The sequence below is a fragment of the Methylobacterium sp. Leaf123 genome, from assembly GCF_001423405.1.
GTDB lineage: Bacteria > Pseudomonadota > Alphaproteobacteria > Rhizobiales > Beijerinckiaceae > Methylobacterium.
The window spans coordinates 168,915-193,813 of the sequence record NZ_LMNS01000012.1; the positions used below are offsets into that span (position 1 = coordinate 168,915).

General features: G+C 70.3%; 22 protein-coding genes. 9 read left to right on the plus strand and 13 right to left on the minus strand.

Features of this window, described 5'->3' with window-relative positions:
* Positions 1–94: 94 nt before the first annotated feature.
* The 4 genes from ASF53_RS10470 to ASF53_RS10485 form a co-directional block, all read right to left on the minus strand.
* Positions 95–2,446 (minus strand): xanthine dehydrogenase family protein molybdopterin-binding subunit, encoded by a 2,352-nt coding sequence (locus ASF53_RS10470; protein WP_056197678.1) that lies wholly within the window; start codon positions 2,444–2,446, stop codon positions 95–97.
* Entirely contained in the window at positions 2,443–2,919 is a 477-nt protein-coding gene (locus tag ASF53_RS10475; protein WP_003601627.1) for a (2Fe-2S)-binding protein, read from the minus strand. The genes ASF53_RS10470 and ASF53_RS10475 overlap by 4 nt, the downstream gene beginning before the upstream one ends.
* A 417-nt stretch (positions 2,920–3,336) precedes the next feature.
* The gene (locus ASF53_RS10480) at positions 3,337–3,681 is read right to left on the minus strand and encodes a hypothetical protein (RefSeq protein ID WP_056198410.1); all 345 of its coding nucleotides are present in this window, start codon (positions 3,679–3,681) and stop codon (positions 3,337–3,339) included.
* Between the two features lie 199 nt (positions 3,682–3,880).
* Positions 3,881–4,084, minus strand: coding sequence for a hypothetical protein (locus tag ASF53_RS10485; protein ID WP_056197680.1), 204 nt, complete (start codon positions 4,082–4,084; stop codon positions 3,881–3,883).
* 344 nt (positions 4,085–4,428) lie between these two features.
* On the opposite strand from ASF53_RS10485, the gene ASF53_RS10490 reads away from it, so the two are divergent.
* On the plus strand, positions 4,429–4,674 hold the full coding sequence (locus ASF53_RS10490; RefSeq protein WP_056197682.1) for a hypothetical protein: 246 nt from the start codon (positions 4,429–4,431) through the stop codon (positions 4,672–4,674).
* A gap of 37 nt (positions 4,675–4,711) precedes the next feature.
* Here the strand turns inward: ASF53_RS10490 and ASF53_RS10495 are convergent, their stop codons facing one another.
* Complete coding sequence (locus tag ASF53_RS10495; protein ID WP_056197684.1) at positions 4,712–7,672, minus strand: phosphoenolpyruvate carboxylase; 2,961 nt, start codon at positions 7,670–7,672, stop codon at positions 4,712–4,714.
* A 260-nt stretch (positions 7,673–7,932) separates the two neighbouring features.
* Between ASF53_RS10495 and ASF53_RS10500 the strand changes: the two genes are divergently transcribed.
* The 6 genes from ASF53_RS10500 (at position 7,933) to ASF53_RS10525 (ending at position 13,130) form a co-directional block, all read left to right on the plus strand.
* Positions 7,933–8,364, plus strand: a complete 432-nt coding sequence (locus ASF53_RS10500) for a hypothetical protein (RefSeq protein WP_156635485.1) — start codon at positions 7,933–7,935, stop codon at positions 8,362–8,364.
* Entirely contained in the window at positions 8,361–9,239 is an 879-nt protein-coding gene (locus ASF53_RS10505) for a hypothetical protein (RefSeq protein ID WP_056197688.1), read from the plus strand. Before ASF53_RS10500 ends, ASF53_RS10505 begins: the two co-directional genes overlap by 4 nt.
* An 8-nt stretch (positions 9,240–9,247) precedes the next feature.
* A complete protein-coding gene (locus tag ASF53_RS10510) occupies positions 9,248–10,921 on the plus strand; it encodes a saccharopine dehydrogenase family protein (RefSeq protein WP_056197690.1) in 1,674 nt (557 codons plus the stop codon).
* Positions 10,918–11,358, plus strand: coding sequence for a cupin domain-containing protein (locus ASF53_RS10515; protein WP_056197692.1), 441 nt, complete (start codon positions 10,918–10,920; stop codon positions 11,356–11,358). The genes ASF53_RS10510 and ASF53_RS10515 overlap by 4 nt, the downstream gene beginning before the upstream one ends.
* Positions 11,359–11,469: 111 nt before the next feature.
* Entirely contained in the window at positions 11,470–11,913 is a 444-nt protein-coding gene (locus ASF53_RS10520) for a DMT family transporter (protein ID WP_056197693.1), read from the plus strand.
* Positions 11,914–12,242: 329 nt separating this feature from the next.
* Positions 12,243–13,130, plus strand: a complete 888-nt coding sequence (locus ASF53_RS10525; protein WP_056197695.1) for a LysR family transcriptional regulator — start codon at positions 12,243–12,245, stop codon at positions 13,128–13,130.
* Positions 13,131–13,135: 5 nt separating this feature from the next.
* Here ASF53_RS10525 and ASF53_RS10530 read toward each other — a convergent pair whose 3' ends face one another.
* Entirely contained in the window at positions 13,136–14,158 is a 1,023-nt protein-coding gene (locus ASF53_RS10530) for a zinc-binding dehydrogenase (protein ID WP_056197697.1), read from the minus strand.
* 320 nt (positions 14,159–14,478) lie between these two features.
* Between ASF53_RS10530 and ASF53_RS24920 the strand changes: the two genes are divergently transcribed.
* Entirely contained in the window at positions 14,479–18,138 is a 3,660-nt protein-coding gene (locus tag ASF53_RS24920; protein WP_162242225.1) for a PAS domain-containing protein, read from the plus strand.
* A 34-nt stretch (positions 18,139–18,172) separates the two neighbouring features.
* Here ASF53_RS24920 and ASF53_RS10540 read toward each other — a convergent pair whose 3' ends face one another.
* From ASF53_RS10540 to ASF53_RS10570, 7 genes are all read right to left on the minus strand, one after another.
* Entirely contained in the window at positions 18,173–18,457 is a 285-nt protein-coding gene (locus ASF53_RS10540) for an SH3 domain-containing protein (protein ID WP_056197699.1), read from the minus strand.
* An 11-nt stretch (positions 18,458–18,468) separates the two neighbouring features.
* Positions 18,469–19,230: an SDR family NAD(P)-dependent oxidoreductase gene (locus ASF53_RS10545; RefSeq protein ID WP_056197701.1), complete on the minus strand. Its 762-nt coding sequence runs from the start codon at positions 19,228–19,230 to the stop codon at positions 18,469–18,471.
* Positions 19,227–20,513 (minus strand): beta-ketoacyl-ACP synthase, encoded by a 1,287-nt coding sequence (locus ASF53_RS10550; RefSeq protein WP_056197703.1) that lies wholly within the window; start codon positions 20,511–20,513, stop codon positions 19,227–19,229. The genes ASF53_RS10545 and ASF53_RS10550 overlap by 4 nt, the downstream gene beginning before the upstream one ends.
* Positions 20,514–20,705: 192 nt before the next feature.
* Entirely contained in the window at positions 20,706–21,866 is a 1,161-nt protein-coding gene (locus tag ASF53_RS10555) for a beta-ketoacyl-ACP synthase (RefSeq protein WP_056197705.1), read from the minus strand.
* Positions 21,863–22,327, minus strand: coding sequence for an ApeI family dehydratase (locus tag ASF53_RS10560; RefSeq protein ID WP_056197708.1), 465 nt, complete (start codon positions 22,325–22,327; stop codon positions 21,863–21,865). Before ASF53_RS10560 ends, ASF53_RS10555 begins: the two co-directional genes overlap by 4 nt.
* 132 nt (positions 22,328–22,459) lie before the next feature.
* Complete coding sequence (locus ASF53_RS10565; protein WP_003601886.1) at positions 22,460–22,756, minus strand: acyl carrier protein; 297 nt, start codon at positions 22,754–22,756, stop codon at positions 22,460–22,462.
* Between the two features lie 205 nt (positions 22,757–22,961).
* Positions 22,962–23,450 (minus strand): hypothetical protein, encoded by a 489-nt coding sequence (locus ASF53_RS10570; protein WP_056197710.1) that lies wholly within the window; start codon positions 23,448–23,450, stop codon positions 22,962–22,964.
* A gap of 307 nt (positions 23,451–23,757) precedes the next feature.
* On the opposite strand from ASF53_RS10570, the gene ASF53_RS26640 reads away from it, so the two are divergent.
* On the plus strand, positions 23,758–24,864 hold the full coding sequence (locus ASF53_RS26640; protein ID WP_082482636.1) for a GGDEF domain-containing protein: 1,107 nt from the start codon (positions 23,758–23,760) through the stop codon (positions 24,862–24,864).
* The last annotated feature ends 35 nt before the right edge of the window (positions 24,865–24,899 follow it).

Here is a 24,899-nt window from a genome sequence, read left to right on the forward strand (position 1 = left end):
GGGTCCGAGAGTTGCCGGCACCGCCGATCCCCGTCCCCTCGACCTTCGGACGGCACCCTCCCCCGGTGAAGGTGAAGGGCGCCGTCCGGCGACCTCAGGTGCTGAGCTGGTCGCGCAGCGGCAGCTCGCGCACCCGGCGTCCGGTGGCGGCGAAGACCGCGTTGGCGATGGCCGGCGCGACCGGGGGTACGCCCGGCTCGCCGACGCCGCCGAGCGGGCTGTCGTAGTCGTTCGAGGGCACGAGATGCACCCGCACCACCTTCGGGGCGGCGTCGATGCGCAGAACCTCGTAGCCGTCGTAGTTCGACTGCTCGGCCCGGCCGTTCTTGAAGGTGATCTTCGAGGTGAGCGCGAGGCCCATCCCCATGACCACCGCGCCCTCCATCTGCGAGCGGACGCGCTCCGGGTTCACCTGCGGCCCGCAATCGACGGCGATATCGATGGCGTGGACCTTCACCTGGCCCTTGTCGTCGACCTCCACCTCGGCGGCGACCGCGGTGTAGGTCACGAAGCTGTAATGGCCGGCGATGCCGAGACCCCGGCCCTTCTCCAGCTTGCGGCCCCATTTGGAGCCGTCGGCCACCGTCTCGATGACGCGGCGCAGGCGGCCGGTATCGACGGGGTAGCGCTTCGGATCCTCGCCGTAGTTCCAGACGTCGCCGATCTCGGTCGGGTCGATCTTCCGGGCCGGGCCGATGAGTTCGAGAAGGTAGTCCTTCGGGTCGCGGCCCGCCGCATGCGCGAGTTCGGCCACGAAGGACTGGATCGCGAAGGCGTGCGGGATGTTCGAGACCGAGCGGAACCAGCCGATCCGGGTATGGGCGGAGGCTTCCGGGTTCTCGAACCGCAGGTTCTTCAGGGCCAGCGGATTGTTGACGAGGCCCATGCCGAGCTCGAACGGCAGCTCGTGCTTGGGGTCGGGCGCGAAGATCGAGCCGATCGTCGGCGCCACCGAGCGGTGGAGCCACGCCACCGGCATGCCCTTCTCGTCGACGCCCGCCTCGATCCGCTCGACCGAGATGGTGTGGTAGTAGCTGTGCTGGATGTCGTCCTCGCGGGTCCAGACCAGCTTGACCGGCTGGCCGTCCATGGCCTGCGAGCAGAGGGCGGCCTCGACCACGTAGTCGGGCTTCGACTTGCGGCCGAAGCCGCCGCCGAGCAGTGTCACGTTCACCCGCACCTTGTCGGCGGGCAGGTTGAGGCGCTTCACCACCCGGTCATGGGCGGCCTGCGGCCCCTGGGTGCAGGCCCAGATCTCGCAAGCACCGTCCTTGATGCGGGCGACCGCGGCCGGCGGCTCCATCGGCGCCTGGGCGAGGTGGGGCACGAAGTAATCCGCCTCGAACTTCGCCTTGGCGGTCTTCATCGCGCCATCGACGTCGCCTGCGACCCGCACGACCTTGCCCGGCGCACGGGCGGCCTTCTCCAGTTCCTTGCGGAAGGCGGTGGTGTCGTAGGACGCGTTCGGGCCGTCATCCCAGGTGATCTTCAGGGCCTCGCGGCCCTTCATCGCCGCCCAGGTGTTCTTGGCGATCACCGCGATGCCGCCCAGCGGCATGAACTCGGACGGGATCTCGCCGCCCTCGATCTTGATGATCTTGACCACGCCCGGAACCTTCTTGGCCTCGGCGTCGTCGAACGAGACGACCTTGCCGCCGTAGACGGCTGGACGCGCGACGAGGGCGTAGAGCATGCCGTCGAGCTTCACGTCGAGGGCGTAGATCGCCTTGCCGGTGGTGATGTCGTGGTTGTCGATCAGGCCGATCTTGCCCTTGCCGATGTAGCGGAAGGCCTCCGGCTTCTTGAGCTGAACACTCTCGCGGGCCGGCACCGGCAGGGCGGCGGCGGCTTCGGCGACGTCGCCGTAACCGAGCGTACGGCCGGACTTGGCGTGGGTCAGGACGTGGTTCTCGGCCTTCACCTCACCCGCGGGCACGCCCCATTGCTTGGCGGCGGCCTGGATCAGCATCAGCCGCGCGGCGGCACCCGCATGGCGGAAATGCTGGAAGAAGTGGCGGAGCGAGCGCGAGCCGTCGGTGTCCTGGTTGCCGAAATGCGTCTCCTCGCCCCAGGCCTGGACCACCTTCACCTTCGACCAATCGGCCTCCAGCTCGTCGGCGACGGTGAAGGCGATCGAGGTGCGAACGCCCTGGCCCATCTCGGAGCGGTGGTTGGTGACGGTGACGGTGCCGTCCTTGGCGATGGCGACGAAGACCTTCGGGTCGTCGCGCCAGCCGTTCGGCATGCCGTCGGCGCCGAATTTCTTCGCCTTCTGCTCCTCGGTCTGGCCCTCGTCGGCCTTCGCCCGATCGGTGAGCGAGAGGGCGAGCACCAGGGCGCCCATGCCGCCGAGGATGCCGCGGCGGCTGACATTGTCGATCCGGACCGGGCCGGCGGAATTCTGCGAGGCGGCGAGTTCGGCCATGAGTTTGGCTTCGTGAATCACAGGCGATCTCCCTTGGTGGCGGGCGCCTGACCGGCAGCCTGATGGATCGCGGCGCGGATGCGCGGATAGGTGCCGCAGCGGCAGATGTTGCCGCTCATGTTCTCGTCGATCTGCTGATCGGTCGGCTTCGGGCTGTCCTTGAGGAGGGACGCCGCCTGCATGATCTGGCCGGTCTGGCAGTAGCCGCACTGGGCGACGTTGAGGTCGCGCCACGCCACCTGAACCGGGTGGTTGCCGTCGGGCGAGAGCCCCTCGATCGTCGTGATCTCCTGGCCTTCCGCCGCGGAAACGGGGGTGATGCAGGCCCGCGCGGCGGTGCCGCCGAGATGGACCGTGCAGGCGCCGCACTGGGCGATGCCGCAACCGAACTTGGTGCCGGTAAGGCCGAGTTCGTCGCGCAGGTACCAGAGCAACGGCATCTCGGGATCGCCGTCGAAGCTGCGTTCGGCTCCGTTGACCGTGAGTTTTATCATCGCTGTCATCTGCCGTTTCAGGATGGAGGGCGCGCGAGCGGAAGGAATGCCCGCCCGGCGGCCCGATCGATCTGCCGTCCCCAGGAATGCCGTACCGGGACCGGCCCGAAGCCCGACGGTCGGGAGGGGCGGTGCCGTGGCGACCGGTTTCACGGGCAAAGCCGTCCGGCTCTTCGTGTGCCTGCCGTCGACCACAGCCTTTACGCTGCGCCACGACGATGCGGAGGCCACAGGACGGCCTCACCTGCATTTCTTATTTGGAATTAATCAGAACTGGGATGCTCTGGCAATCGCGCGACTCGGTTGTGTCCGTCACATCGGGGTCACGAGGCGGGTATCGGCCGGGGTCCAGATAACGGCTCGAAACCGTCTGTGCGGTCGCGCACATGGGCTCTGTAGCAAATGCTAGCTCGGTGCTCACCGACGCTCGTGCTCGGCCTTCACGGCTGCCGGGAGGGAGGTGTACCACGCGGCATAGGGCGTGTTGGCGATCATGCGCCGGTTGAGGTCGGGCGCGCCATCCGTCCACCAGACCGGACCGCGCTCGCCGAGCCCGTGCTTGGCGGCATCCACAGCAGCGCGGGCGCGCACGAGCGCCGCCTCGTCGTTGGCGCGTTTGGCGGCGCGCACGGCGCGGCGGGCATCCATCAGGTCGCGGACCAAGCGGTCGCGCTGCGTCGGCTCGAGATCGGGCCGGTGGCGGCGCCACAGCCGGCCATGCACGACGATGTAGCGCCCATCCGGCGTTTCCAGCACCCGCATCGCCGCTCCTTCGCGTTGATTGATGGCGTGCATTCCGACGAAGTGGTCACCGGTTCGTCGAAAAAATGCACGTCAAACAATGACTTAGACGCCCCGTCGCCGATCCCGATGTCTCCGACCGGGACCGTCCGGCGGAGGTGTCATGAGAGGGACCGAGACGGGGACGCTTGCCCGCGCGAGAAGGTTCCGGGGCGGTGCGTCAGGCGAAGTCGCCGATCTTGTCGGCGACGACGTCGGGCGCCGTCACCGAGGCGTGGCCTGCCTGCCAGAGACGGTGATCGTCCGAACCCGATTCATGCGGGTTGCTGTCCGACTCCTCGCGTCGCTCGGCAGCCCGACGGCCATCGAGATAGGCGGGCTCGTTGGTCTTGTCCCAATCGATGCCAATGCCGATACCGTCCATAATGCCCCCTCCTCCGCGACCCGCAGCCTTCGCGCCTGCGGAATGTATCGCTGCCCGCGCTGATGGCGAGGGGCGCATCGGAACAACCGCACGGCGCTGCCGGGCAAACGAGGTTTGCGTTCCGACGTGCTTCACTTAAGCCGCGCTGGGTGCCTCTCACCCAATGCCCGCCGCACCGTCGTGCCCGAAGGGGAAACAGTCGGTGGCCGGGCGTTGCGAAAGGCACGCTTAGGCTGCCTCTCGCCGGAGACGGGACGGGGTGGCGCGCGTTTCATGCGTGAATCCATGCGGCCGCCCCGGCCGGCAGGATCACCCAACACCGAGTACGGCCCCGAGGACGCCCGATGAGTCGCCTGGACGAACTGAAGAACGATCCCGCCTTCCGCCAAGCCGTCCTCGCGGTGCGCGGCGCGGCCAGTACCCTGAGCGGGCGGGCGATGACCCATGAGGAGGCCGAGCTTCTGGTGAGCTTCGCGCTCGCCACCTACGCCAATGCCGGCGGCCTCGCCGAGCCGAGCCTGAGCCGGCTCGCCCGCTTCGCCGGCAAGGTCGAGGCCCATGAGAGCTTCGAGAGCATGATGAAGCATTGAGGCCGGCAAGGGGGCTCGTCGCCCCCTTGCCTTACACTCAACCGAACGCGCCGACCTCGTGCTGGATGATCCCGGAGATCTCCCGCACCCGCTCGAACATCCGGCGGATCGGGCCGAACAGCGTGTTGTGCTCGGTCTCGTAGGTGCCGACGTCCCGCGGGCCCGGCGGCTCGCCGAAGTTGAGGCCCAGCGTCGGGTCGAGCGTCACCGGGTAGATCTCGTCGAGCAGCTTCAGGCAGCCGTCGATGTCGAGGCGCAGGAAGCGCTCCAGCAACGCCTCGCGGGTCAGGCCGGCCTGGGGCCGGAAGCTCGGGATATGCGCGGCCAGGAACCAGATCCGGTGGATCAGCGCGAGGCGGATCGCGTGGAGCAGGGCGAGCCGGGTCGACATCGCCGCCAGATCCGGTGCCGCGGCCTGGAGCAGAAGCCCGTCGCGGGTGAGACGCCCGAACAGGCGGCGCAGGTCGGGCGAGAGGTTCAGCCGTTCCAGCGCGGCGGCGATGGTGACGAGTTCGTCGCGCCGGGCGTCGCGCCGGGTGCGCCGAGCGCGCTCCAGCCACACGGCCGGGTCGAGCGTGTCGATATAGGCGCGCATCACGTCGAGGTCGCCGACGCTGGCCGCGTGCTGCACGAGGCGGAAGGCGCGGGAGAAGCGCACCGAGTTCGCCCGCATATGCCGGAACAGCTCCGGCGCGCGGTGCGCGGCGCGGCCGACGCCGTGCAGCGAGTTCGCGAGATAGCCGAGCTGTTGCAGGATCGCGTTGTTGGGGATCGCCCGCATCTGGCGCGGATGGGTGATCGCGGCCGGGCCCCCGCCATCGGACTGGCGCGCCACGGGGCGCGAGCCGGTGCGGTCGATCAGGCTCGGGCCGAAGGTGCCGAGCAAAGCCGCGTAACCGCGATCATCGACGAGGGCTTCCATGTCCTGGCGCACGACGCGGAAGAACTCGGCGGCAAAATCCGCCTCCTCGTAGATCGGGTCGGTGGCGGGCGCGGCGGCCCGGTCGTTGAGCGCGTAATCGGCGAAGGCGTCGTCCTCGGTTAGCGCGTCGGCGAAGACGTGCTCGGCGATGCGCGCCACCGAGGCGCCCGCGAGTTCGGGCGAGCCGAACATCAGGTAGCCGTCCGAGCCCTGGAAGCTCGATTCGAGCCGCTCCCGGATGCCCGCCTTCGCGTTGCGCTGGCGTGAATCCTCCGGGGCGAGATAGGCGAGACGGTCGCGCAGGCTCGTCGGGTGGGCGCCCCGGCCGATCGACTCGCCATGGGTGTCGAAGATGACGAGTTCGACGTCGGAGAGCCCGTTCTGCGTCATCAATTCGGTGATGCGCAGGCGGAGCCGTTCGATCCAGAAAGTGGCTGCGAGTTGGCCGACATAGCGCCCGGAATCCGAATAGCCGAACTGCACCGAGAGCCGGCCGAGCCGCTTGAGATGGGCGCGCCAATGCGGGTTGCGCAGGGCATCGTCGAGGACGCGGATGCCCTGTTCCAGCGCGCTCGCGGTCTCGAATAGCGGCGTGATCTCGAGCTTGTCCGAGATGCCGTAATGGCGCGCGAGCCAGAGCGCCGCGAGCAAGGTGTAGCCGGTCTCGGTCTCCGCGATGAGGAAGCGCACCGGGTGGGTGCCGTCGACGTGTTTGAGGATCTGGGTGATCGTCATCATCAGCCGCGCGGCCGAGGCCCGCTCGGCGGCGAGCGCCCCGAAATCGACCGGCACCGGGCGCACGTCGTTGAGCAGCGTGTTGATCGCCCAGAGATGCGAGCGGCGCTGCGCCGCATCGGTCGGCTCGCCCTCCAGATCGATGACCCGGCGCACCGCGTTGTGGATCTGGCTGGCGTTGAGCCGGAAATGCGGCAGGGCGTTCGAGAGGCCGTGGGCGGCGATGCCGGAGCGCAGCACGGCGATGGTGCGGCGGTCCGCATCGCTCTCGGCGGCGCCGATGGCGGCGGCGAGCCCGGCCAGGATCGGCCCGGCATCGGTCTGGGCGCGCTCGCGCTCGATGATGAGGGCCAGCGCGAAGCGGTGGACCGCTTCCAACGACGGCTTGGTGCCGAGCAGCGGCGCGCCCGCGAGCTGGCGCTCCACGGCGTCCCGCGCGCCCGCGGTCAGCTCGCGCACCACGCGGGTGGCCGGCACGTCCGGCAGGTCGCGCATCAGCCGGTCGAACTGCATGCGCTTGGAGATCAGCCGGTAGCGCATCGTGTCCCACCAGCCGATATCGGTGCGACCGTCGGTGTCGCAGCCGACCCAGCTCGCGATGGCCAGCGGCTTCGGCACCAACTCGGTCCAGCGATCCGGCCAGCGGGCGCGGGCGGCGTCGAGGATCGCGCCGTTGAAGGCGTCGATCGCCGCGCGGCCGTGATTGGCGGCGACGCAAGCCTGCTCGAACTCGTCGTCGAGGCTGATCTGCGGGTCGGGCCGGGTCGAGCGGGCGGCGGCCTCGCCGATGATCGGCGCGCGCTTGTCCGCATCGGCGAGCGAGGCGGCCCGCGCGATCAATTCGGCGACAGCCCGCGGCATGCCGAAGGTGGGATGCGCCGTGAACACCGCAGCGAAAGCGGTGCGGCCGACGCGCTCGCGGAACGTCTCGAAATCGCCCGAGCCCCGCGCCACAGCCGCCACGAGCCGGTTCGCGACCTCGACCGCGGGCGCCGCCTCCCCCGCATCGGCGTCGAGGCCGACATAGGCGCGCAGCCGCTCGGCCCGGACGGCCAGCACCCGCCGCCGCAGGGTGGCGAGCAGGGCGTCGAGATCCGATTCGCCGATCTCGTCCCGGTCGAGCTGCCGGGTGATGGCGAGGGTGACGGCGAGAACGGGGTTGCGGAACGGGTCCTCGCTCGCCTGCTCGCGGGTGCGGGCGACGAGGTCGAGAAGCTCGGCCTCCAAGTCACGATCGGAGAAGCCGCGATCCGCGGGCCGTGCGGGGGCGGCTGCCGTCGGGTGCCCGGATGTCGGCGTCGCGGGAAGCGGCGGGCCGGAATGGGGGTCTTCGAGGGGCATCGAGCGTTCCTGGACGTGAGCGGCCGGTGACCGTCGGATGGCGGCGACCACGCGGTTCTCACCCTTCGGCGCGCGACGCAAGGACCGTTCCGGCAAGGGGGGTAGAAGGACGTGGAAGGGGGATGTGCCAGCGTAATCGCGGGGCACCGATCGTAACCCACCGCCTCCGATCCTGGCCCTCACCCCGCTCGACGCTCGGCAAGGCTGAAAGCCGGCTGCGCGTGCAACGGCGCGCGATCCGGTCTAGGGTCGGCCCGATCATGGAAACCCTGGTGATCCTTGCCGCGGCGGCGGCGACCCTGCTCGCCTGCGTCTTCGTGGTAACGCTCTCCAAGGGGCCGCGCCGGCCACCCCTGCGCCTTCCCCGCGAGGAGGAATGGGCCGACGATGCGGACGCCGTGGTGAAGGCGCTGACCCCGTCCCAGCCGAGCCCGATCGACCGCGGGGCGCAGGTGCTCGATGCCCACGTTCTCGACAGCGCGATCCACGCGGGCGACATCATTGACGGTCACGTCATCGAGGGCGAAACGGTCGATACGCCCGAGGGCGGAGAGTCTCGAAAGTTCCAAGCGGAAGAACTCGATAGCCGGATGCTCGATCAACTTCTCGACCAGCAGGACCAGGTGCTGAAGCAGGCGCTCGAGCCGGACGCGCCCCCGCCCTCCGCGGCGAAGGATCGGGCACCCCGATGAGGCGGGTCGGCCTGCTCGCCGCCCTCGCGGCGGCCTGGATGGCGCTCGTCCCCGGCTTGGTTTCCGCGGTCGTCGCGCAGGACGAGGCGGCCCCGGCCCCCGCCGAGGCGGCGCCGGAGGCGCCCAAGCGCAAGGTACGGCCCAAGCCCCGCCCGAAGCCACAGGCCAAGCCGGCCCCGCAGGACAAGCCGGCCGAGGCCGCGCCCGCGAAGTCGGCCGACACGCCGCCCGCCGAGCCGGCCGCGAACCCGATTCCGTCCGCCGTCCCGTCGCCCGCGGGGATGAATTTCGCCGCGCCGCCGGTCGCCTGCGATCCGGGCCAGGCGGTCCGCTATCAGGGCGACAAGAATCGCGAATTGTGGGTGACGCGCAGCGGCCGCATCACCATCGACAACCCCCTGCGCCCGCTCACGCCCGACGTGACCCGCGTGCTGCAGGTCGTGGTCGCCGGCAAGGTCGCCACCGCCTACGGGCCGGACCTGCTGTCCCTGCGCCGGGGCGCGTCGCCGGCCACGCTGGAGGGGACCATCGGCGGCCGGATCCAGTGGGACGCCTCCCTCGTCGCCCTCCCTGACAGCCTGCCGATCAACGCGGAGACCGGCGAGCCCCTGGCCGAGCTGCGCTTCCGCGAATGCGGCACCGCGCCGTCGGGCAAGCTCCTGCCGCCGCCGAAGGCCCGCCGCACGGCGCCGACCCCCGAAGCCGTCGCAGCGGAGGCCGAGAAGGCGGAAAAGGCGGCCAAGGCCGTCGCACGGGCAGCCGCGAAGGCGGCGGGCCTGGGTCGCCCGGTGCAGCCCGGAACCGGCGGCACACCGCAAAATCTTACCCCGCCGCGTGCGCCGGGCTCGGCCTTGCCGCAGGGAGCGATTCCCTGAGCGGGGCCGTGATCCTCGTGGTGGGCGGGGCCGGCGCCTTCGGGGCGCGGCTCGTCGCCGGGCTCGCCGCAACCACGGATCTCCGCGTGATCGTCGCGGGCCGCGATTTCGCTAAGGCTGAGGCAGTGGCCCGCACCGTGCCGGATGGGCGCGGACGGGCAGCACGCCTCGACGCGACCGCGGTGGATGCGGGCGCGTTGCGGGCGCTCGGCGCGACGGTCGTGGTGGATGCCGCCGGGCCGTTCCAGGGCGGGACGCCGGTGCTCGCCCGCGCGGCGATCGAGGCTGGCCTGCCCTATCTCGACCTCGCCGACGGCCGCGACTTCGTGGCGGCCTTCTCCGCCCTCGATGCGGCGGCGCGGGCCAACGGCACCGTCGCGCTGACCGGCGCCAGCTCGACCCCGGCCCTGTCGAACGCGGCGCTCGATGCGCTCACCGCGGGCTGGCGCACGGTCGAGACGGTGCGGGTTGCCATCGTGCCGGGCAACCGGGCGCCGCGCGGCCTGTCGGTGATGCGGGCGATCCTCTCCTATGCCGGGCAGCCCGTGCGGGTGCTGCGGGCCGGCATGTGGCAGAACCGGCCCGGCTGGGGCCTGCTCAGCCGGATCGCGGTGCCGGGCCTCGGCCGGCGCTTCGCCAGCCTGTGCGAGACGCCCGACCTCGACATCCTCCCCGCCCGCTTCCCAGCCTTGCGCACGGCCCTGTTCCGCGCCGGGCTCGAACTGCCCCTGCTGCATCTGGGCCTGAGCCTCGCGAGCCAGCCGGTGCGCTGGCGGCTGCTGCCCTCGCTCGTGCCCTTCGCCCGCCCCTTCCTGGCGATTGCCGGCTGGCTCGACCGCCTCGGCAGCGACCGCGGCGGCATGAGCGTCGAGGCCTTGGGAACGGACGCAACCGGGCGGCCGGTCCGCGCGGTGTGGAGCCTCGTCGCCGAGGCCGGCGATGGGCCGTATGTTCCGACCCTGCCCGCGCTCGCCGCGATCCGCCGGCTCACCGATCCGTCCGCCGCGTCGATCCCGCCCGGCGCCCGTCCCTGTGTCGGCGTGCTGCCGCTGGCAGCGATCGAGGCGGAGATGGCCCGCCTCGCCATCCGCACCCGCCGCGACTTCGATCACCCCGTGCCGCTGTTCGAGCAGGTGCTCGGCGACGGCTTCGCGCGCATGCCCGAACCGGTGCGGGCCGTGCACGGTGCGGTGGGCGATGGCGTCTTTCGCGGCCGGGCCACGGTGATGCGCGGGCGCGGCCCCCTGGTTGCGCTGGTCGCCGGGCTGTTCCGGTTGCCGCCCGCTTTGGAGGACGGGCCGATCCGCGTGACGATGGAGCCCGACCTCGACGCCGGCTCGGAACGCTGGACGCGGCATTTCCCGAGCCGCCGCTTCTCCAGCCGGATGCGGCGCGCCGGCCCCGACCGGAGCGGGCGGGTGCGCGAGCATTTCGGGCCGTTCGCCATGGATCTCGCGGTGAGCGCCCAGGCCGACGGGCTCGACATGGCGGTGACGGGCTGGCGGCTCGGCCCGCTGCCTCTGCCGCGGTTCTTGCGGCCGACGACGCAGGCGAGCGAGCGGGTCGATGCGCAGGGCCGCTTCCGCTTCGACGTGGCCCTGTTCCTGCCGCTCGTCGGGCTGCTCGTGCATTACCGCGGCTGGCTGGTCCGCTGTGACGAGAGGGAAGAAGAAGCACCATGAGCGACACGCTGACCGCCGTGCAGGTGATCGACGCCCTGGGGCTGAAGCCCCACCCGGAGGGCGGGCATTACCGCGAGACGTTTCGCGACCCCCGCACGGTCGAGGGCCGCTCGGTCGGCACCGCGATCTATTATCTGCTCGGCCTCGGCGAGACCTCGGCCTGGCACCGGGTGGATGCGGGTGAGATCTGGCACTGGCATGCCGGCGCGCCGATGGTGATCACCATGAGCCCCAACGGCCACGACGCCTCCGCCCACCATCTCGGGCCCGACCTCCTGCGCGGGCAGCGCCCGCAGATCGTGGTGCCCGCGGGCCATTGGCAGACGGCGACCAGTCTCGGCGCCTGGACCCTCGTCGGCTGCACGGTCTCCCCGGGTTTCGAGTTCTCCGGCTTCGAGATGGCGCCCGAGGATTGGCGCCCGACGCCGCGGCGCTGACGGACATCATCGGGGCGCCGACCGGACGGCATCATGCCGCAGAGCGGCGGGGCGGGACACGATCGGGGATCGGGCGTTTCGTGAGGCCTTGATTCCCAGCGGAGCCGAACGATGCCGTTCCTCGTCGCCGCCGCGGCCGCCATCGCCGGCATCCTCAACACGGTGCAGGCGGGCGCCAACGCTTCTCTGAACAAGGCGCTCGATCAGCCGATTCTCGCAGCCCTCGTCGTCACCGCGGCCAATGTCGCGGTGTATCTCGCGGCCGCGCCCTTCATCGGGATCGGCTGGCCGGGGAGCCAGCGGCTCGCGGGCGTGCCGTGGTGGGCGTGGCTCGGCGGGGCGATGGGCGCGACCTACGTGCTCGCCACCCTCTTCATCGCCGAGCGGCTGGGTGCTGCCGTGTTCACCGGCATCACCGTGACGGCGGCCATCGTCACCTCGGTGCTGCTCGACCATTTCGGCTGGGTCGGGTTCGCCCAGCACACCGCCGACCCCTGGCGCATCCTCGGCTGCGCGCTGATGATCGGCGGCCTCGTTCTCGTCTGCCTGCGCTGAGGCGGGGGCCCTTCGCCGCTGGGGAGCAGCTTACCGGATCGGGTCACGCCGAGATCGGCCAGAAGCCGCTCGTCGAGACCGGACAAGTCCTCCGCAACCGCTGCACCCCGCCCATCGCGCGAGGCTGCCGGCCGGTATCGGTGCCATCCGGCCACGAGGCGGGCGATCCCCCGCTGCATGCTTCGTCCAAACCGCTCGATCATGTCTGCCTCCATTTCGATGGAGGACAGCATGGGGCGCGTCATGCAATGAATCGAACGAATTGATTTTACGGAAACGATGAGGGATGCTCATCGCAAGGTGGGAGCCGCAGCAGGATCATCGTCGCCGTGAGTGCGCTCAATCCGTCGAACCTCGATCTCGATCTCGTCCGCACCTTCGTGACGATCTGCGAGGCCGGCACCTTCGTCCGCGCGGCCGAGCGGGTCGGGCGCACGCCCTCGGCGATCAGTCTTCAGGTCAAGCGCCTGGAGGAGCGCCTGGGCCGGGCGCTGTTCCTGCGCCAGCCGCGCGCCGTCGTCCCGACGGCGGACGGTGAGGCGCTGCTCGGCCTGGGCCGGCGCCTGCTCGCCCTGAACGACGAGGTCGTGGCCTTCTTCGACGCGCCGCCGATGGAGGGGCGGGTGCGCTTCGGGGCCCCCAACGATTCCGGCCTGTTCGCCCTGCCGGCGATGCTGCGCCGGTTTGCCGCCACCCATCCGCAGGTCGAGGTCGATGTCCGGCTCGATGCGAGCCGCCTTCTGGTGGAGGCCCTTGCCGAGGGCGAACTCGATCTCGTGCTCTATGCCGGCCATCTCCCGTCGAACCGCGCAGCGCAGGTGGTCCATTCCGAGGATCTGGTCTGGATCGGCCTGCGCGGCGGCCTCGCCGAGGCGCGCCGGCCCCTGCCGCTCGCGCTTTGCCAGAGCGGCTGCACCTGGCGGGCGGCGGCGCTCGATGCGCTCGATCAGGCGGGCATTCCCTACCGGGTCGCCTATACGAGCGAGCATTGCCAGGGCCAGATCGCGGCGGTGGAGGCGGACCTCGCGGTGGCGCCGCTTCCCTTGAGCGTCGCGCGGCCGCCCTTCCAGCGGATCGGGGCTCTTCCGCCGCTTGGCAGCTACGACGTGTTGATGCGTCCGCGTGACGGGGCCGGCCCGGCGGCGCGGGCGCTCGCGGGCCATGTGGCGGACAGCTTTCGCGACCTCCCGGGCCTCGGCAACCGCCTCTTCGCCTGAAAGCTTCAGAGCGTTACGAGAATTTTCCCGAACACCTTTCGCGATTCCAGGCGCTCCAGGCCGCTGGCGAAATCGGCGAGCGGCAGCACCGTGTCGATGACCGGAGTGAGCCCGGCGGCCATCTTGTCGAGGCTCTGGCTCATATTGGCGATGCGGCAGCCGAACGAACCGGTGATGCGGTATTGCTGCTGGAACAACTGCATCAGGTTCATCTGCACCGAGACGCCCGAGGTCGAGCCGCAGGTGACGAGCCGCCCGCCGCGCTTGAGGCAGAGCAGCGAGCCGTTCCACGTCTCGGCGCCGACATGCTCGAACACCACGTCCACGCCCTTGCGCTTGGTCAGGCGCCGCACCTCGCCCTCGAAGCGCTCCTCGCGGTAGTTGACGACGTAATCGGCGCCCAGCGCCTTCGCCTTCTCGCCCTTCGTGTCGTCGCCCACCGTCGTGTAGACCGTGCAGCCGATCGCCTTGGCCATCTTGATCGCCGCCGTGCCGATGCCCGAGCCGCCGGCATGGACGAGGATCGACTCGCCGGGCTCCAGCCGCGCATTGTCGAACAGCATGTGCTGCACCGTGCCGAAGGCGATGCCGGCGCAGGCCGCTTGCACATGATCGACGCCGCCCGGCACCCGCACCACGAGGCGCGCCGGCAGGTTCACCCGCTCGCGGGCGAAGCCGTCGAGATGGAAGCCCATCACGCCGGAGACGTCCTCGCACAGGTTGTCGCGGCCCTCCTGGCAGGCGCGGCACCGGCCGCAGGTCAGCGCGCCGTAGGGCACGACCGCATCGCCGACGGAGAGGCCCTCGACGCCCTCGCCGACCGCCGCGATCTCGCCCGCCGCCTCTGCGCCGACGGTGAGCGGCAGCTTGCGCTTGGCGAAGGCCATGCCGCGAAAGCCCCACACGTCGATGAAGTTGAGGCCGACCGCCCGAACCCGGATCTGCACCTCGCCCGGCCCCGGCGCGGGCGGCGGCTCGACCTCGGTGAGGCGCAGGTCGCGGTCGCCGAAGAGCTGGAGGGCTTGCATCAGAACTGATCTCGTCTGCCGTCGGGAGGGGCCGGTCCCGACCGGGCACCTGGAGGAAGCCGGCCTGATGAGGCCGCGGCCTTTCCGTATCGCGAAACGGCCGCGGCGTGGAGGCCCCCGCCGCGCGGCGTGCCGATCCAGCGCGCACAGGCCCGTGCAAGGCTCCCTTGGGCAGGTTCGCGCCGCGCACCGGCCCGAATCCCGTGTTCCCCGCATTTCATTGCGCCCTCGCAGTTTGTGCCGAGTGACTTTTGTGAGGAAGCATGTTCTTTCGCCAAAAGATGCGAAGACAGATGATCGAATGGCCCCGCGGCGGAGGAATGGCAGAGCGTATTCGCGCATTCGAATGGGCGCGGACGCCGCTCGGGCCGATCGAAGGCTGGCCTCAGAGCTTGAAGACGGTCGTCGAGATGATGCTCGGTGCGCCCCATATCGGTGGCATTGCCTGGGGGCCGGATCTTAATTTACTTTATAACGATCATTATCACGAGATTCTTCGAGCAATCGATCCGGCGCCACTTGGACGGCCTTTCCTCGATTGCTGGCCCGCGCCGGAAGGGCGGCAGATCGCCGATCTGCTTCTGCAAGGGCAGGCGCGCCAAACGACCGACCGCTACTGGGATCTTTTCTCCCGCCCGGAACGGCCCTTCGGCTGGTACACCGCGAGCTGGACGCCGCTGCGGGACGAGGCCGGCCGCATCGCCGGCTTCTATCTGGCGGCCTTCGAGACCACCGATCGGGTGCTGGCCGAGCGGGCCCTGCGCGAGAGCGAGGAGCACCTGCGCCATACGGTCGAGTCCAATCCCCAGATTTCCTGGACCGCTTCGCCCGACGGAACCATCGACTTTGCGCCGGCGCGCTTCCACGAATGGACCGGCGTCAGCGGCCTCGGGGAAACCTGGACGGCGGTGCAGCATCCGGAGGATGTCGATCGCATCGTCGAGCACTGGATGCGGTGCGTCCGCACCGGTGAGCCCTCCGACATCCAGCACCGCGTGCGCATGCGCGATTCGCAGTTTCGCTGGATGCGCTCGCGGGCCGTTCCGCGCCGTGACGCCACGGGGCGCATCGTCCGCTGGTACGGAACGAGCGAGGACATCCACGAGTACAAGCTCGCCGACTTGGCCCTGCGCGAGCGCGAGGAGCAGCAGGCTTTCCTGCTCCGGCTGAGTGACGCGCTGCGTCCCCTGACCGACCCGGCCGCGATCCAGGGCGAGGCCTGCCGCATGCTCGGCGAGCACCTGAAGGTGGACTACGCCTATTACGTCGAGCTCTACGAGGCGCAGGGCATCGCGATCATCCGGCAGGATTACGTGAGCGGCGAACGGCTCTCGCTGATCGGCACTTATCCCGTGTCCCTCATTGAGTGGGGCATCCCCCTGTACAAGCAGGGCCGGCCGATCGCCTTCGCCGACGCGACCACGTCACCGCTCGTTCCCGAAGCCTATCGCTCCGCGGTGGCGCGGGGCCTTCTGGTTGCCTGGATCGGCATCCCGCTGCTCAAGCACGGCGAACTGGTCGGCGCCCTTTCGGTGTCCATGGTGACGCCGCGCGCGTGGACCGAAACCGAGATCGCACTGGCCCGTGAGACCGGCGAACGCATCTGGGCGGCGATCGAGCGGGGCCGCGCGGAGCGGACGGCGCGCGAGGCCGACATCCGGCTGCGGACCATGGCCGACGCCGCGCCCGTACTGATCTGGGACGTGGACGCGAGCGGCACGCTCTTCGTCAACAACCACTATCTCGATTTCTTCGGCATCACGTTCGATGCCGTCTCGAAGAGAGGCTGGGAGCAGTTCCTGCACCCGGACGACGCGGCGGCCCACATCGCCGCCTTCGAGGAGGCCTACGCACAGCGGCGCCCCTTCACGCACGAGGCCCGGGTCCGCCGCTCCGACGGTCAGTATCGCTGGCTCAGCAGTTCCGGCCAGCCACTTGGGAAAGACCGCTTCGTCGGCGTCGCGATCGACGTGACCGAGCGTCGGCAGGCCGAGGAGCGGGTCCGGCGCAACAACGCCGTGCTCCAGGCGATCAACCTCGTCTTCAGCGAGACGCTCGGCGCCTCCTCGGAGGAGGAGTTGGCCCGCATCTCCCTCGAGGTCGCCGAGGAGCTGACCGGCAGCGCCATCGGCTTCATGGGCGAGATCGACGAGACCACCGGGCGTCTCGACGGCCTGTTCTTCAGCGACCGCAGCCGGGCCCGCTACGCCGCCAACGCCCCCGAGGGGCGCAGCAACCTTCCGCCGGGCAAGCAGGCTTTGGGGCTCGAGGCCCACGGCATCTACGGCCAGGTGCTGCGGGATGGCCGGGGCCTCATCGTCAACGAGCCCGCCTCCCATCCCGATCGCGTCGGCACGCCGGCGGACCATCTGCCGCTGACGGCCTTCCTCGGCGTGCCGCTGAAGCAGGGCGAAAAGACGCGGGGGATGATCGGGCTCGGCAACCGCGAGGGCGGTTACCGGACCGAGGATCTCGACGCGGTCGAGGCGCTGGCGCCCGCGATCTGGCACGCCCTGCGCAGCAAACGCGCCGAACTGCGCCTGCGCGAGAGCGAGGAGCGCTTCCGGCAATTCGCCGAGGCCTCCTCCGATGTCCTCTGGATCCGCGACGCGGAGACGCTTGAGATGGAGTATGTGAGCCCGGCGCTGAGCAAGGTCTACGGCCTGGAGCCGTCGGTGCTCGGGAAAGACGTCCGGGTCTGGGGTGGCCATATGATCCCGGACGACCGCGCACGCGCCTTCGGCAACCTCAGGCGGGCCGGAGCCGGCGAATCACTCGTGAACGAGTTCCGTATCCAGCGACCGAGCGACGGCGCCTTCCGCTGGATTCGCAGCACGCTGTTCCCCCTGCGCGACGAGCAGGGCCGGGTGCGGCGCATCGGTGGCCTGTCCTCCGACATGACCGAGGCCAAGCTGCTGACCGGGCATCAATCCGTGCTGCTCGCCGAATTGCAGCACAGGGTGCGCAACATCATGGCGGTGACCCGGTCGATCGTCGCCCGCACGGGCGAGCGGGCGGAGAGCGTGGCCGATTACGCGTCCCTGGTGGGCGGGCGCCTCCTGACCCTGGCGCGCGTCCAGGCCCTGCTGACCCGCTCGCCCAATGCCGGCGTGCCGGTCGCCACCATCGTCCACGACGAGATCGACGCCCAGGCCCTGCGCGCGGATCAGTACGACTTGGCTGGACCGAAGGTCGAACTCTCGCCCAAGGCCGCGGAGATCCTGACCCTCGCCGTTCACGAACTGGCGACCAACGCCCTGAAGTACGGTGCCTTGTCGGTGCCGGAGGGCCGCGTGCGGGTGCGCTGGTCCTTGTTCGAGAAGCAGGGCGAATCCTGGCTCGGCTTCGACTGGGTGGAGGATGGCGTTCCGGACGCGAAGATCGCGGATGAGCGTCGGGCAAATTGCCGCACCAACCCGCACGGTGGTTTCGGCCGCGAACTCATTGAGGGGCGCCTGCCTTACGAACTCGGAGGGCGCGGCCGCCTGGAGATTGGTTCGGAGGGGGCGCGTTGCCGCCTCGAATTTCCGCTCCGCGACAGCGCCAGCATTCTGGAAACCGATGCCCCGCAACGCGCGACCGTGTTCGGAGGAGCACTCGACATGACCGGCGAACCCGACTTGAGCGGCTATCGCATCCTCGTGGTGGAGGACGATTACTATCTCGCCACCGATACGGCCCGCGCGCTTCAGGGGGCCGGTGCGGAGGTGGTCGGCCCCTGCCCCAGCGAGGAGGCGGCGCGCGAAGCACTCGATGAGGGCGCGCCGGCAGCGGCGCTGGTGGATATCAATCTCGGTTCAGGGCCGTCCTTCACCCTCGCGGCCCTGCTTCGGGAGCGTGGCGTGCCGTTCGTGTTCATCACGGGCTACGACGAGGGGGTGATCCCGCCGGATTTCGCGGATGTGGAGCGCCTTCAGAAGCCGGTTGAGCTGAAGCGCGTCGTCCATTTCCTCGCCGATGCACTGCACGCGGCGCCGTGAGACCGCCCGTCCCCGCAGCCCAGGGACGCGGGGCTCAATCCGGCGTGAGGTAGCGCCGCCGTGCCCAGCCAAGGGTGCGGTCGAACTTCACCCGGCACCATGTCAGCCCGCTCGGCGTCTCGTTGGTGCAGCCGAAGCCGAGCACCCGGCGCCCGGCCGGGATCTGTCCGAGGGCCGGTGCGCCCGCATCCGGCGTCTCGCGGATCGTCAGGCTGTCGTCCCGCGGCAGGCCCTCGACCCGGAAGGTCTCCGCACCCCACGCGAAACCGCCGCTGGCGAGCAGCAGGGCGAAGGCGAAGCTGGGCAGGGTGCGGGGCATCGCGGGCCGGTTCAGTTGCGGTGGATGCCCATCATCGCGGTCAAGCCGCCATCGACGGGCAAAACCGCGCCGGTGATGTAGGCCCCGCCCTCCCCGATCAGGAAGGCAGCCAACGCCGCGACCTCTTCCGGCTTGGCGAAACGTCCGAGCGGGATCTGGCGCTCGATCCCCTCGCGGTGGCTCGCATAGGATGCCAGCATCTCGGTATCGATGAAGCCGGGAGCGATGACGTTGACGGTGACGCCGCGCTTGGCCGACTCGATCGCCAGCGTCCGGCAATAGGCGATCAGGGCGCCCTTGGTCGCCGCATAGGCCGCATTGCCGGCATTGGCCTGGAGCGCGGCCACCGAACCGATCGCGACGATGCGCCCGGCCCGAGCCCGGGTCATCCCGCGCACCAGCGCCTTGGCGATCCGGGTCATCGACCAGAAATTCACCTGCATCGCCGCCTCGGCCCGGTCGCGGTCGAGCATGGCCGCGAGCGCATCCGCCGACTGGCCGGCATTGTGGACGTAGCCGTAGAAGCCCTCGCCCTCGGCCCACTCGCAGAAGGCCTCCACCGCGTCGCGGTTCGACAGGTCGAGGGCGCGGGCGCTGACGCTGCCTTCGCCGTGCACCGGCACCAGCTCGTCGGCGAGCGCCTGCGCCCGCTCCGGCGAGGAGCGGTAGGTGAAGGTCACGGCGTGGCCGGCCGCGGCCAGGGCGCGGACGGTCGCCGCGCCGAGCCCGGAGGCGCCGCCGACGACGAGGACGGACTTGCGGGTCGTACTCATGCCGGCTCGTCTCCCAGGACGAGGCAAGTGTTCTGCCCGCCGAAGCCGAAGGAATTCGACAGGATCCGCGAGACGCGGACGTCGCGGGCGCTTCCGACCACGTCGAGGAGCAGCGCGGGATCGGGCACCGCGTAGTTGATGGTCGGGGGGATGCGCCCGTTCTGGATCGTCAGCAACGAGACCACCGCCTCGATCGCCCCGGCCGCGGTCAGCGTATGGCCGATCATCGACTTGTTGGAGGAGATCGGCAGACGGCCCACCCGCTCGCCGAACACCGCCGAGCAGCCGAGCGCCTCCATCTTGTCGTTCTCCGGCGTCGAGGTGCCGTGGGCGTTGACGTGATCGATGGCCTCGGGCGTGACGCCCGCATCATCGAGAGCCGCGCGCATCGCCGCGATGACCGGCGCCCCGTCGGGGCTGGAACGGGTGCGGTGGAAGCCGTCGCCCTTCTCGCCGCATCCGAGCACGTAGCCGAGGATGGTCGCCCCCCGCGCCCTGGCGGTTTCGGCACTTTCGAGGACCAGAGCGGCGGCGCCCTCGCCCATGACGAAGCCGTCGCGGTTCTTCGAGAACGGCTTCGAGGCGGCCTCCGGCGGGTCGTTCTGGGTCGAGAGCGCCGAGAGCAGCGAGAAGCGGATCAGCGATTCCGGGTTCACCGACCCATCGGTGCCGATGCAAAGCGCGGCGTCCATCTCGCCCCGGCGGATCGCCTCGACGCCGAGCTGGATCGCGGTGGCGCCCGAGGAGCAGGCGGTCGAGAGCGAGATCGGCGAACCGCGGGTGCCGAAGCGGTCGGCGAGCCGGTCGGCTACCGTGCCGAAGATGAACAGGTCGTGCCACGCATCGAAGCTGCGGGACGCGGCGGCCCGCTGGAGCCCCGCATAGGTCACCTCGTCGGGCTCGCCCGCGGCCTCCGCCAGGGCCTGCCGCTGCGGCCATTCCATCTCGACCGGCGGCACCGCCACGAACAGCCCGCCCGGAAAGCCCGCGCCGATGCCGGATTGCGTCACTGCCTCTTCGGCCGCCACCATGGCGAAGCGCTCGGACAGAAGCGGGGCCACCAGCGGGTCGGTGTCGAGGAAATCGACGGTGCCGGCGATGCGGGTGCGCAGGCCCTCGGTGGGAAAGCGGCTGATGGCGCGGATGCCGGAGCGCCCGGTCGTCAGCGCGTCCCAGTTCTCGGTGGCGCCGCGGCCGAGCGAGGTGACGATGCCGAGGCCCGTCACCGCGACGAGCGGGCGTCCCTGGGCATCGTGGGTGGATGAGGAGCGCGGTTCTGGCATCGGGGCCTCAGACCATGGTTACGGCCGGCACGCATCCGGACCGCCGCGGCGCGGTCTCCGAAGCGGCGGACACTCGTTCTCGCATCGCCACCATCCCGAAAGCCGGCGGTCGCCTTTCGGGACGAGGCGTTAGCCTCTTGTCTCTGCATCATCTTTTTCCGAAAGCCGGCAACCACCTTTCGGGACGATGCTTTAGACCTTCACGACGCGGATCACGCCCTCGCCGCGGCGGTGGCCGACCGAGGTGACCGCGACGTCCGAGGCCGATCCGGCCGCGCAGAGCGCCGCGGCCAGAGCCGCCCCGAACGGGGCCGTGACCTCCATCGGATGGCCGATCATATCGCCCGTGGCACGGATGGGTGCGCCCGGCAGCGCCGCGTGGATGCCGGCGATCTCCTCCGCCGCGAGGTCGGACAGGCCGGTGGCGCCCGAGAGCACCATGTCCGGCCGCGCGATCCCGGCCTCGCCGATGAGGCGGGTCAGGCTCGCGGAGACGCTGCCCGGTGCGCGGGCCACCCGGTCGTTGGCCACCGGCATCAGCCGGGCCAGGGCCTTGGCGCCACGGGCGGCGGCATGGTCGGCCGCTTCCAGCACGAGGAAGGCAGCGGCGCTGCCGAGCACGAAGCCGCCCCTGCCCTCAGACTCCCGCTCGAAGACCGGCCGGTAGGCGGTCTTGAGAAGGTAGCCGCCCATTTCATGGACAACCATCACGTCGGGCCGCTCGGCGTTGTAGGAGCCGCCCACCATCATGGTCTCGACCTGGCCCGAGGCGATCCGGGCATGGGCGATGCGCAGCGCATCGACGCCGCTCGACTCCTCGCCCATGAAGGTGCGCGAGGCGCCGGTGACGCCGTGGACGATGCTGATATTGCCCGCGAGCAGGTTCGAGAGCTGCGCCAGAAACAGGGTCGGCCGCAGGTCGTTGAGGAGCCGCTCGTTGAGGAAGGCGCCGGGATCGTTGGTGCCGCGCAGGCCGGTGAGGATCGCGCCGTCGACCGCGTAATCGCGCTCGCCGCCGCCCGCCGCCACCACGAGCGGCAGCGCCGACTTGAAGCCCGCATCCTCCTTCACCCCGGCCGAATCGAGCGCGAGGCCGGCAGCGTAGACGCCGAGCCGCTGCCACGCCTCCATCTGCCGCTGATCCGACTTCTTCGGGATCTGCGTGTCGAGGCTCACCGGAGCCACCGGATGCACCGGATAGGGCGCGAAGGTCTCCGCATCCGTGCGCGGCTGCGCATTCGCGGCAAAGGCGGCCAGGTGGGGCTCGATTCCCTCGCCGGCACAGGAGACGAGGCCGATCCCGGTGACGACGACGTCGCGAGCCTGGACGTCACGGGCCTGCGGACGGCTCACGATTGGGCTCCATCCAGAAGGCCGATCTTCCGGGCGCGTTCGCGCATCGGCGCGTCGAGGCCTTCCGGAAACGGCATGGTGCGGAACCGCAGCTCCGCGTCGCACAACGCCTTGCCCTCGTGGCGGATGGCGGCCTTCGTCACCGCGTAGCCGGAGCCGTCGTGCTCCAGGCTCGCCGTGATGTCGAGGGCGGCGCCGGGGCCGACGAAGGAGCGGAAGCGCGCCTTGTCCACGGCCATGAGGAACGGCATCTGCGCGAAGTCGAGATGCGCCAGCACGAGGTAGCCGGAGGCTTGCGCCATGGTCTCGGTGAGCAGGACGCCCGGCACCAGCGGGTGGCCGGGGAAATGCCCCTCGAAGACCGGGCTCGCCTCGGGCACGAGCGCCCGCGCCTCGATGCGGCCGGCGGCGCGGTCGAGCCGCACCACGGAGTCGATCATCTCGAAATATTCGAGCCGCATCGCGCGCGATTCCTCAGAGCATCGTCCCGAACGGTGGTGGCCGGATTTCGGGAAAAGACGATGCAAAAACAAGTTCCGAGAGCATCGTCCCGGATCAGGGATCCAGGATCATGCTCTCGGAGCGCCGACGGATTAGGCTTTGGCGGCTTTCTCGGCGACCAGAGCGTCGATGCGGGCGCAGAGGTTCTTCAGCACGAAGTACTGCTCGGCCGGAACCTTGCCCTCGTTGACTTCCTGGGTCCAGCGCTCCAGCGGCAGCTTGATGCCGAAGGCCTTGTCGACCGCGAAGGCGATGTCGAGGAAGGCGAGCGAATCGATGCCGAGATCGTCGATGGCGTGGCTCTCGGGCGTGATCTTGTCACGCGGAATGTCCGCCGTCTCGGCAATGATGTCCGCGACGCGGTCGAAGGTGGCAGTCTCGTTCGACATTAGGGGTGGCCGCTTTCTTGATTCTTCATATCCGGCGTCGCCAACCCCTCACGCGGCACGCCCCCATGGCGCCCGAGCCGGTCTGCGGCCCCGCTTCGCCGCCGGTTCCCGATGGCGCTTATGAAAAGATCGCGACCCCTTACACGAAGCGATGGAGCACGGGCAACCTCGGGCGTCGCCGCCGGCCCGCCTCCCGCCCTATTCCTCAGCCCGCCGAGCGGCTGAGGTCGAGCGCCGGCACGCGGGTGTCCGCCCCCTGCCGCGGCCGCTCGCGACCGGTGCGGCGGCCCTCCGCCGGCACCGTCCGCTTGCGCTCCGCCGTGCGCGGGCGCACCAATTCGCCGAGCGCCACGAAGCGGTCGTTGTGCCGCTGCCCTGCATCCTGAATGCCGAAGCCCAGGGCGAAGGAGCGATCAAGATCCGCGTCCGCCGCCACACCGTAGCGGTCGAGGGCGGCCAGGAAGACCCGCCGGAAGCCGAGTGGCGCACACCACGCCTTTTCGGCGAGCTGCATCGGCCAGGTCCACAGCCCGTCGCCGCGACGGCTGGCGATCTCCTCGCGGGCGATGAAATAGCCGCTTGCCGGATGTTCGACGCCTTCCTCGAGGATGCGCCAGTCGCGGTCCGGGGACATTTGCCGCGCCGCAGGAGCCGGCCGGTCGAGCCCGTCGTCGTCGAAGCCGATCTCGATCATGGAAGCCTCCTGCCTTAGCGCTGCGCCGGGGCAGCGAATCGGTCCGGAACGTTCCATGAACAGTGCGTCCGGGTGCTGGGCAGGTCAAGCCTTTGTTCGCAGTTCGTTCCGATTTCGGGCGGCCGCCTTCCCGGCGTGGTGCTGCCCAAGGTGAGGCGAGGAGGGTGACGAATCCGGTCTTCGTCGGAGCAGGACCCATGCTCCCGGTCATCATGAGGATGGACTGAGACGAAAACTGTCGTTCTTAAGCTTTTGGCGGCATGGTGCCGGCTCGACCGATTCGGCATCCGAACGCTGTCCCAGGATCATGCTCGAACTGCCGAATATCCCGACGCTGGGCCTGTGCAGCACCTTGTCGAGCCTCGCCTTCTTCGGCGTGTTCGCGTGCCTCTGGGTCGGGCGGCGCGATGAGACCTATTTTCTGCACTGGGCCGCCGGCTCGCTGATCTACGCGGCGGGGGTCCCGAGCTTCAATTATCTCGCCCACACGCCGCTACAGATCGGCATGCTCTATGGCGGATTATCGGCCAGTACGCTTGCTGTGCTGACGGGCGTGCGCCGCTTCGATGGGCGCGCACCCTTCCGCCCCTGGATGCTGCTGCCGATCCTGGCCTCGGGCCTCGGCTACATCCTGCCCGCCCTCGCCTTTAGCCCTGACAGCGCGGCCCCCCGGATCGGCGGGACGTTCGGCAGCCTGCTGAGCATGGCCATCGTCGGCGGCGCGCTTGCCTTCGGCCGGGGCTCCCCGCCTTCACGGGGGCGGCGGATCGCCGGGGCGGCGCTCCTCGCCTACATACCGGGCTTCCTCGCGGCGATCGCGGCGGAAGCGGTGGGCGGCACGGCCACCAACATGGCGGCGTTGATCCCCCTCGTGTCCGACCAAGTGCTGCTGGCCGTGCTCAATCTCGGCCTCATCGCCATGCCCGGCGAGCGGGCGCAGGCGGCGCTACGCGAGGCGGCCCTGCGCGATCCGCTGACCGGCGCCTGGAACCGGGCCGGGCTTGCCGCCCTCGCCCCCCGCCTGCTGCATTCCGGCACGGCGGTGATTGCGCTTGATGTCGATCACTTCAAGGCGATCAACGACCGGCACGGTCACGCCGTCGGAGACCGGGTGCTCGTGGCCGTTGCCGCCTGCGCCCAGGCCGTCGTTCCCGAACCGGAAGCCGGCCTCGTCCGGCTCGGCGGCGACGAGTTCGTGCTGCTCGTGTCCGAACGAAGCCCGGCCGAGGCGCGCTGGCTCGCCGACGAAATCCGCCACGCGGTCGCCCGTGTGGATGACCTCCCGGCCCGGACCATCAGCCTCGGCATTGCCGCGGTCGAGCCGGGCGAGACGGACTTTGCCGCCGCCATCGAGCGGGCCGACCGCTCCCTCTATCGCGCCAAGGCGCAAGGGCGCGACCGCGCGGCGGCCTGACGCCGCCTCTGGATTGCCGCTGTGCTCGCCAAAGG

What these genes read in the sequence shown, in the direction of transcription:
- ASF53_RS10475 (WP_003601627.1), bottom strand. Translation starts at nt 2,919, where the DNA reads ATGATAAAACTCACGGTCAACGGAGCCGAACGCAGCTTCGACGGCGAT.
- ASF53_RS10480 (WP_056198410.1), bottom strand. Translation starts at nt 3,681, where the DNA reads ATGCGGGTGCTGGAAACGCCGGATGGGCGCTACATCGTCGTGCATGGC.
- ASF53_RS10485 (WP_056197680.1), bottom strand. Translation starts at nt 4,084, where the DNA reads ATGGACGGTATCGGCATTGGCATCGATTGGGACAAGACCAACGAGCCC.
- ASF53_RS10490 (WP_056197682.1), top strand. Translation starts at nt 4,429, where the DNA reads ATGAGTCGCCTGGACGAACTGAAGAACGATCCCGCCTTCCGCCAAGCC.
- ASF53_RS10495 (WP_056197684.1), bottom strand. Translation starts at nt 7,672, where the DNA reads ATGCCCCTCGAAGACCCCCATTCCGGCCCGCCGCTTCCCGCGACGCCG.
- ASF53_RS10500 (WP_156635485.1), top strand. Translation starts at nt 7,933, where the DNA reads ATGGAAACCCTGGTGATCCTTGCCGCGGCGGCGGCGACCCTGCTCGCC.
- ASF53_RS10505 (WP_056197688.1), top strand. Translation starts at nt 8,361, where the DNA reads ATGAGGCGGGTCGGCCTGCTCGCCGCCCTCGCGGCGGCCTGGATGGCG.
- ASF53_RS10515 (WP_056197692.1), top strand. Translation starts at nt 10,918, where the DNA reads ATGAGCGACACGCTGACCGCCGTGCAGGTGATCGACGCCCTGGGGCTG.
- ASF53_RS10520 (WP_056197693.1), top strand. Translation starts at nt 11,470, where the DNA reads ATGCCGTTCCTCGTCGCCGCCGCGGCCGCCATCGCCGGCATCCTCAAC.
- ASF53_RS10530 (WP_056197697.1), bottom strand. Translation starts at nt 14,158, where the DNA reads ATGCAAGCCCTCCAGCTCTTCGGCGACCGCGACCTGCGCCTCACCGAG.
- ASF53_RS24920 (WP_162242225.1), top strand. Translation starts at nt 14,479, where the DNA reads ATGGCAGAGCGTATTCGCGCATTCGAATGGGCGCGGACGCCGCTCGGG.
- ASF53_RS10540 (WP_056197699.1), bottom strand. Translation starts at nt 18,457, where the DNA reads ATGCCCCGCACCCTGCCCAGCTTCGCCTTCGCCCTGCTGCTCGCCAGC.
- ASF53_RS10545 (WP_056197701.1), bottom strand. Translation starts at nt 19,230, where the DNA reads ATGAGTACGACCCGCAAGTCCGTCCTCGTCGTCGGCGGCGCCTCCGGG.
- ASF53_RS10550 (WP_056197703.1), bottom strand. Translation starts at nt 20,513, where the DNA reads ATGCCAGAACCGCGCTCCTCATCCACCCACGATGCCCAGGGACGCCCG.
- ASF53_RS10560 (WP_056197708.1), bottom strand. Translation starts at nt 22,327, where the DNA reads ATGCGGCTCGAATATTTCGAGATGATCGACTCCGTGGTGCGGCTCGAC.
- ASF53_RS10565 (WP_003601886.1), bottom strand. Translation starts at nt 22,756, where the DNA reads ATGTCGAACGAGACTGCCACCTTCGACCGCGTCGCGGACATCATTGCC.
- ASF53_RS10570 (WP_056197710.1), bottom strand. Translation starts at nt 23,450, where the DNA reads ATGATCGAGATCGGCTTCGACGACGACGGGCTCGACCGGCCGGCTCCT.
- ASF53_RS26640 (WP_082482636.1), top strand. Translation starts at nt 23,758, where the DNA reads ATGCTCGAACTGCCGAATATCCCGACGCTGGGCCTGTGCAGCACCTTG.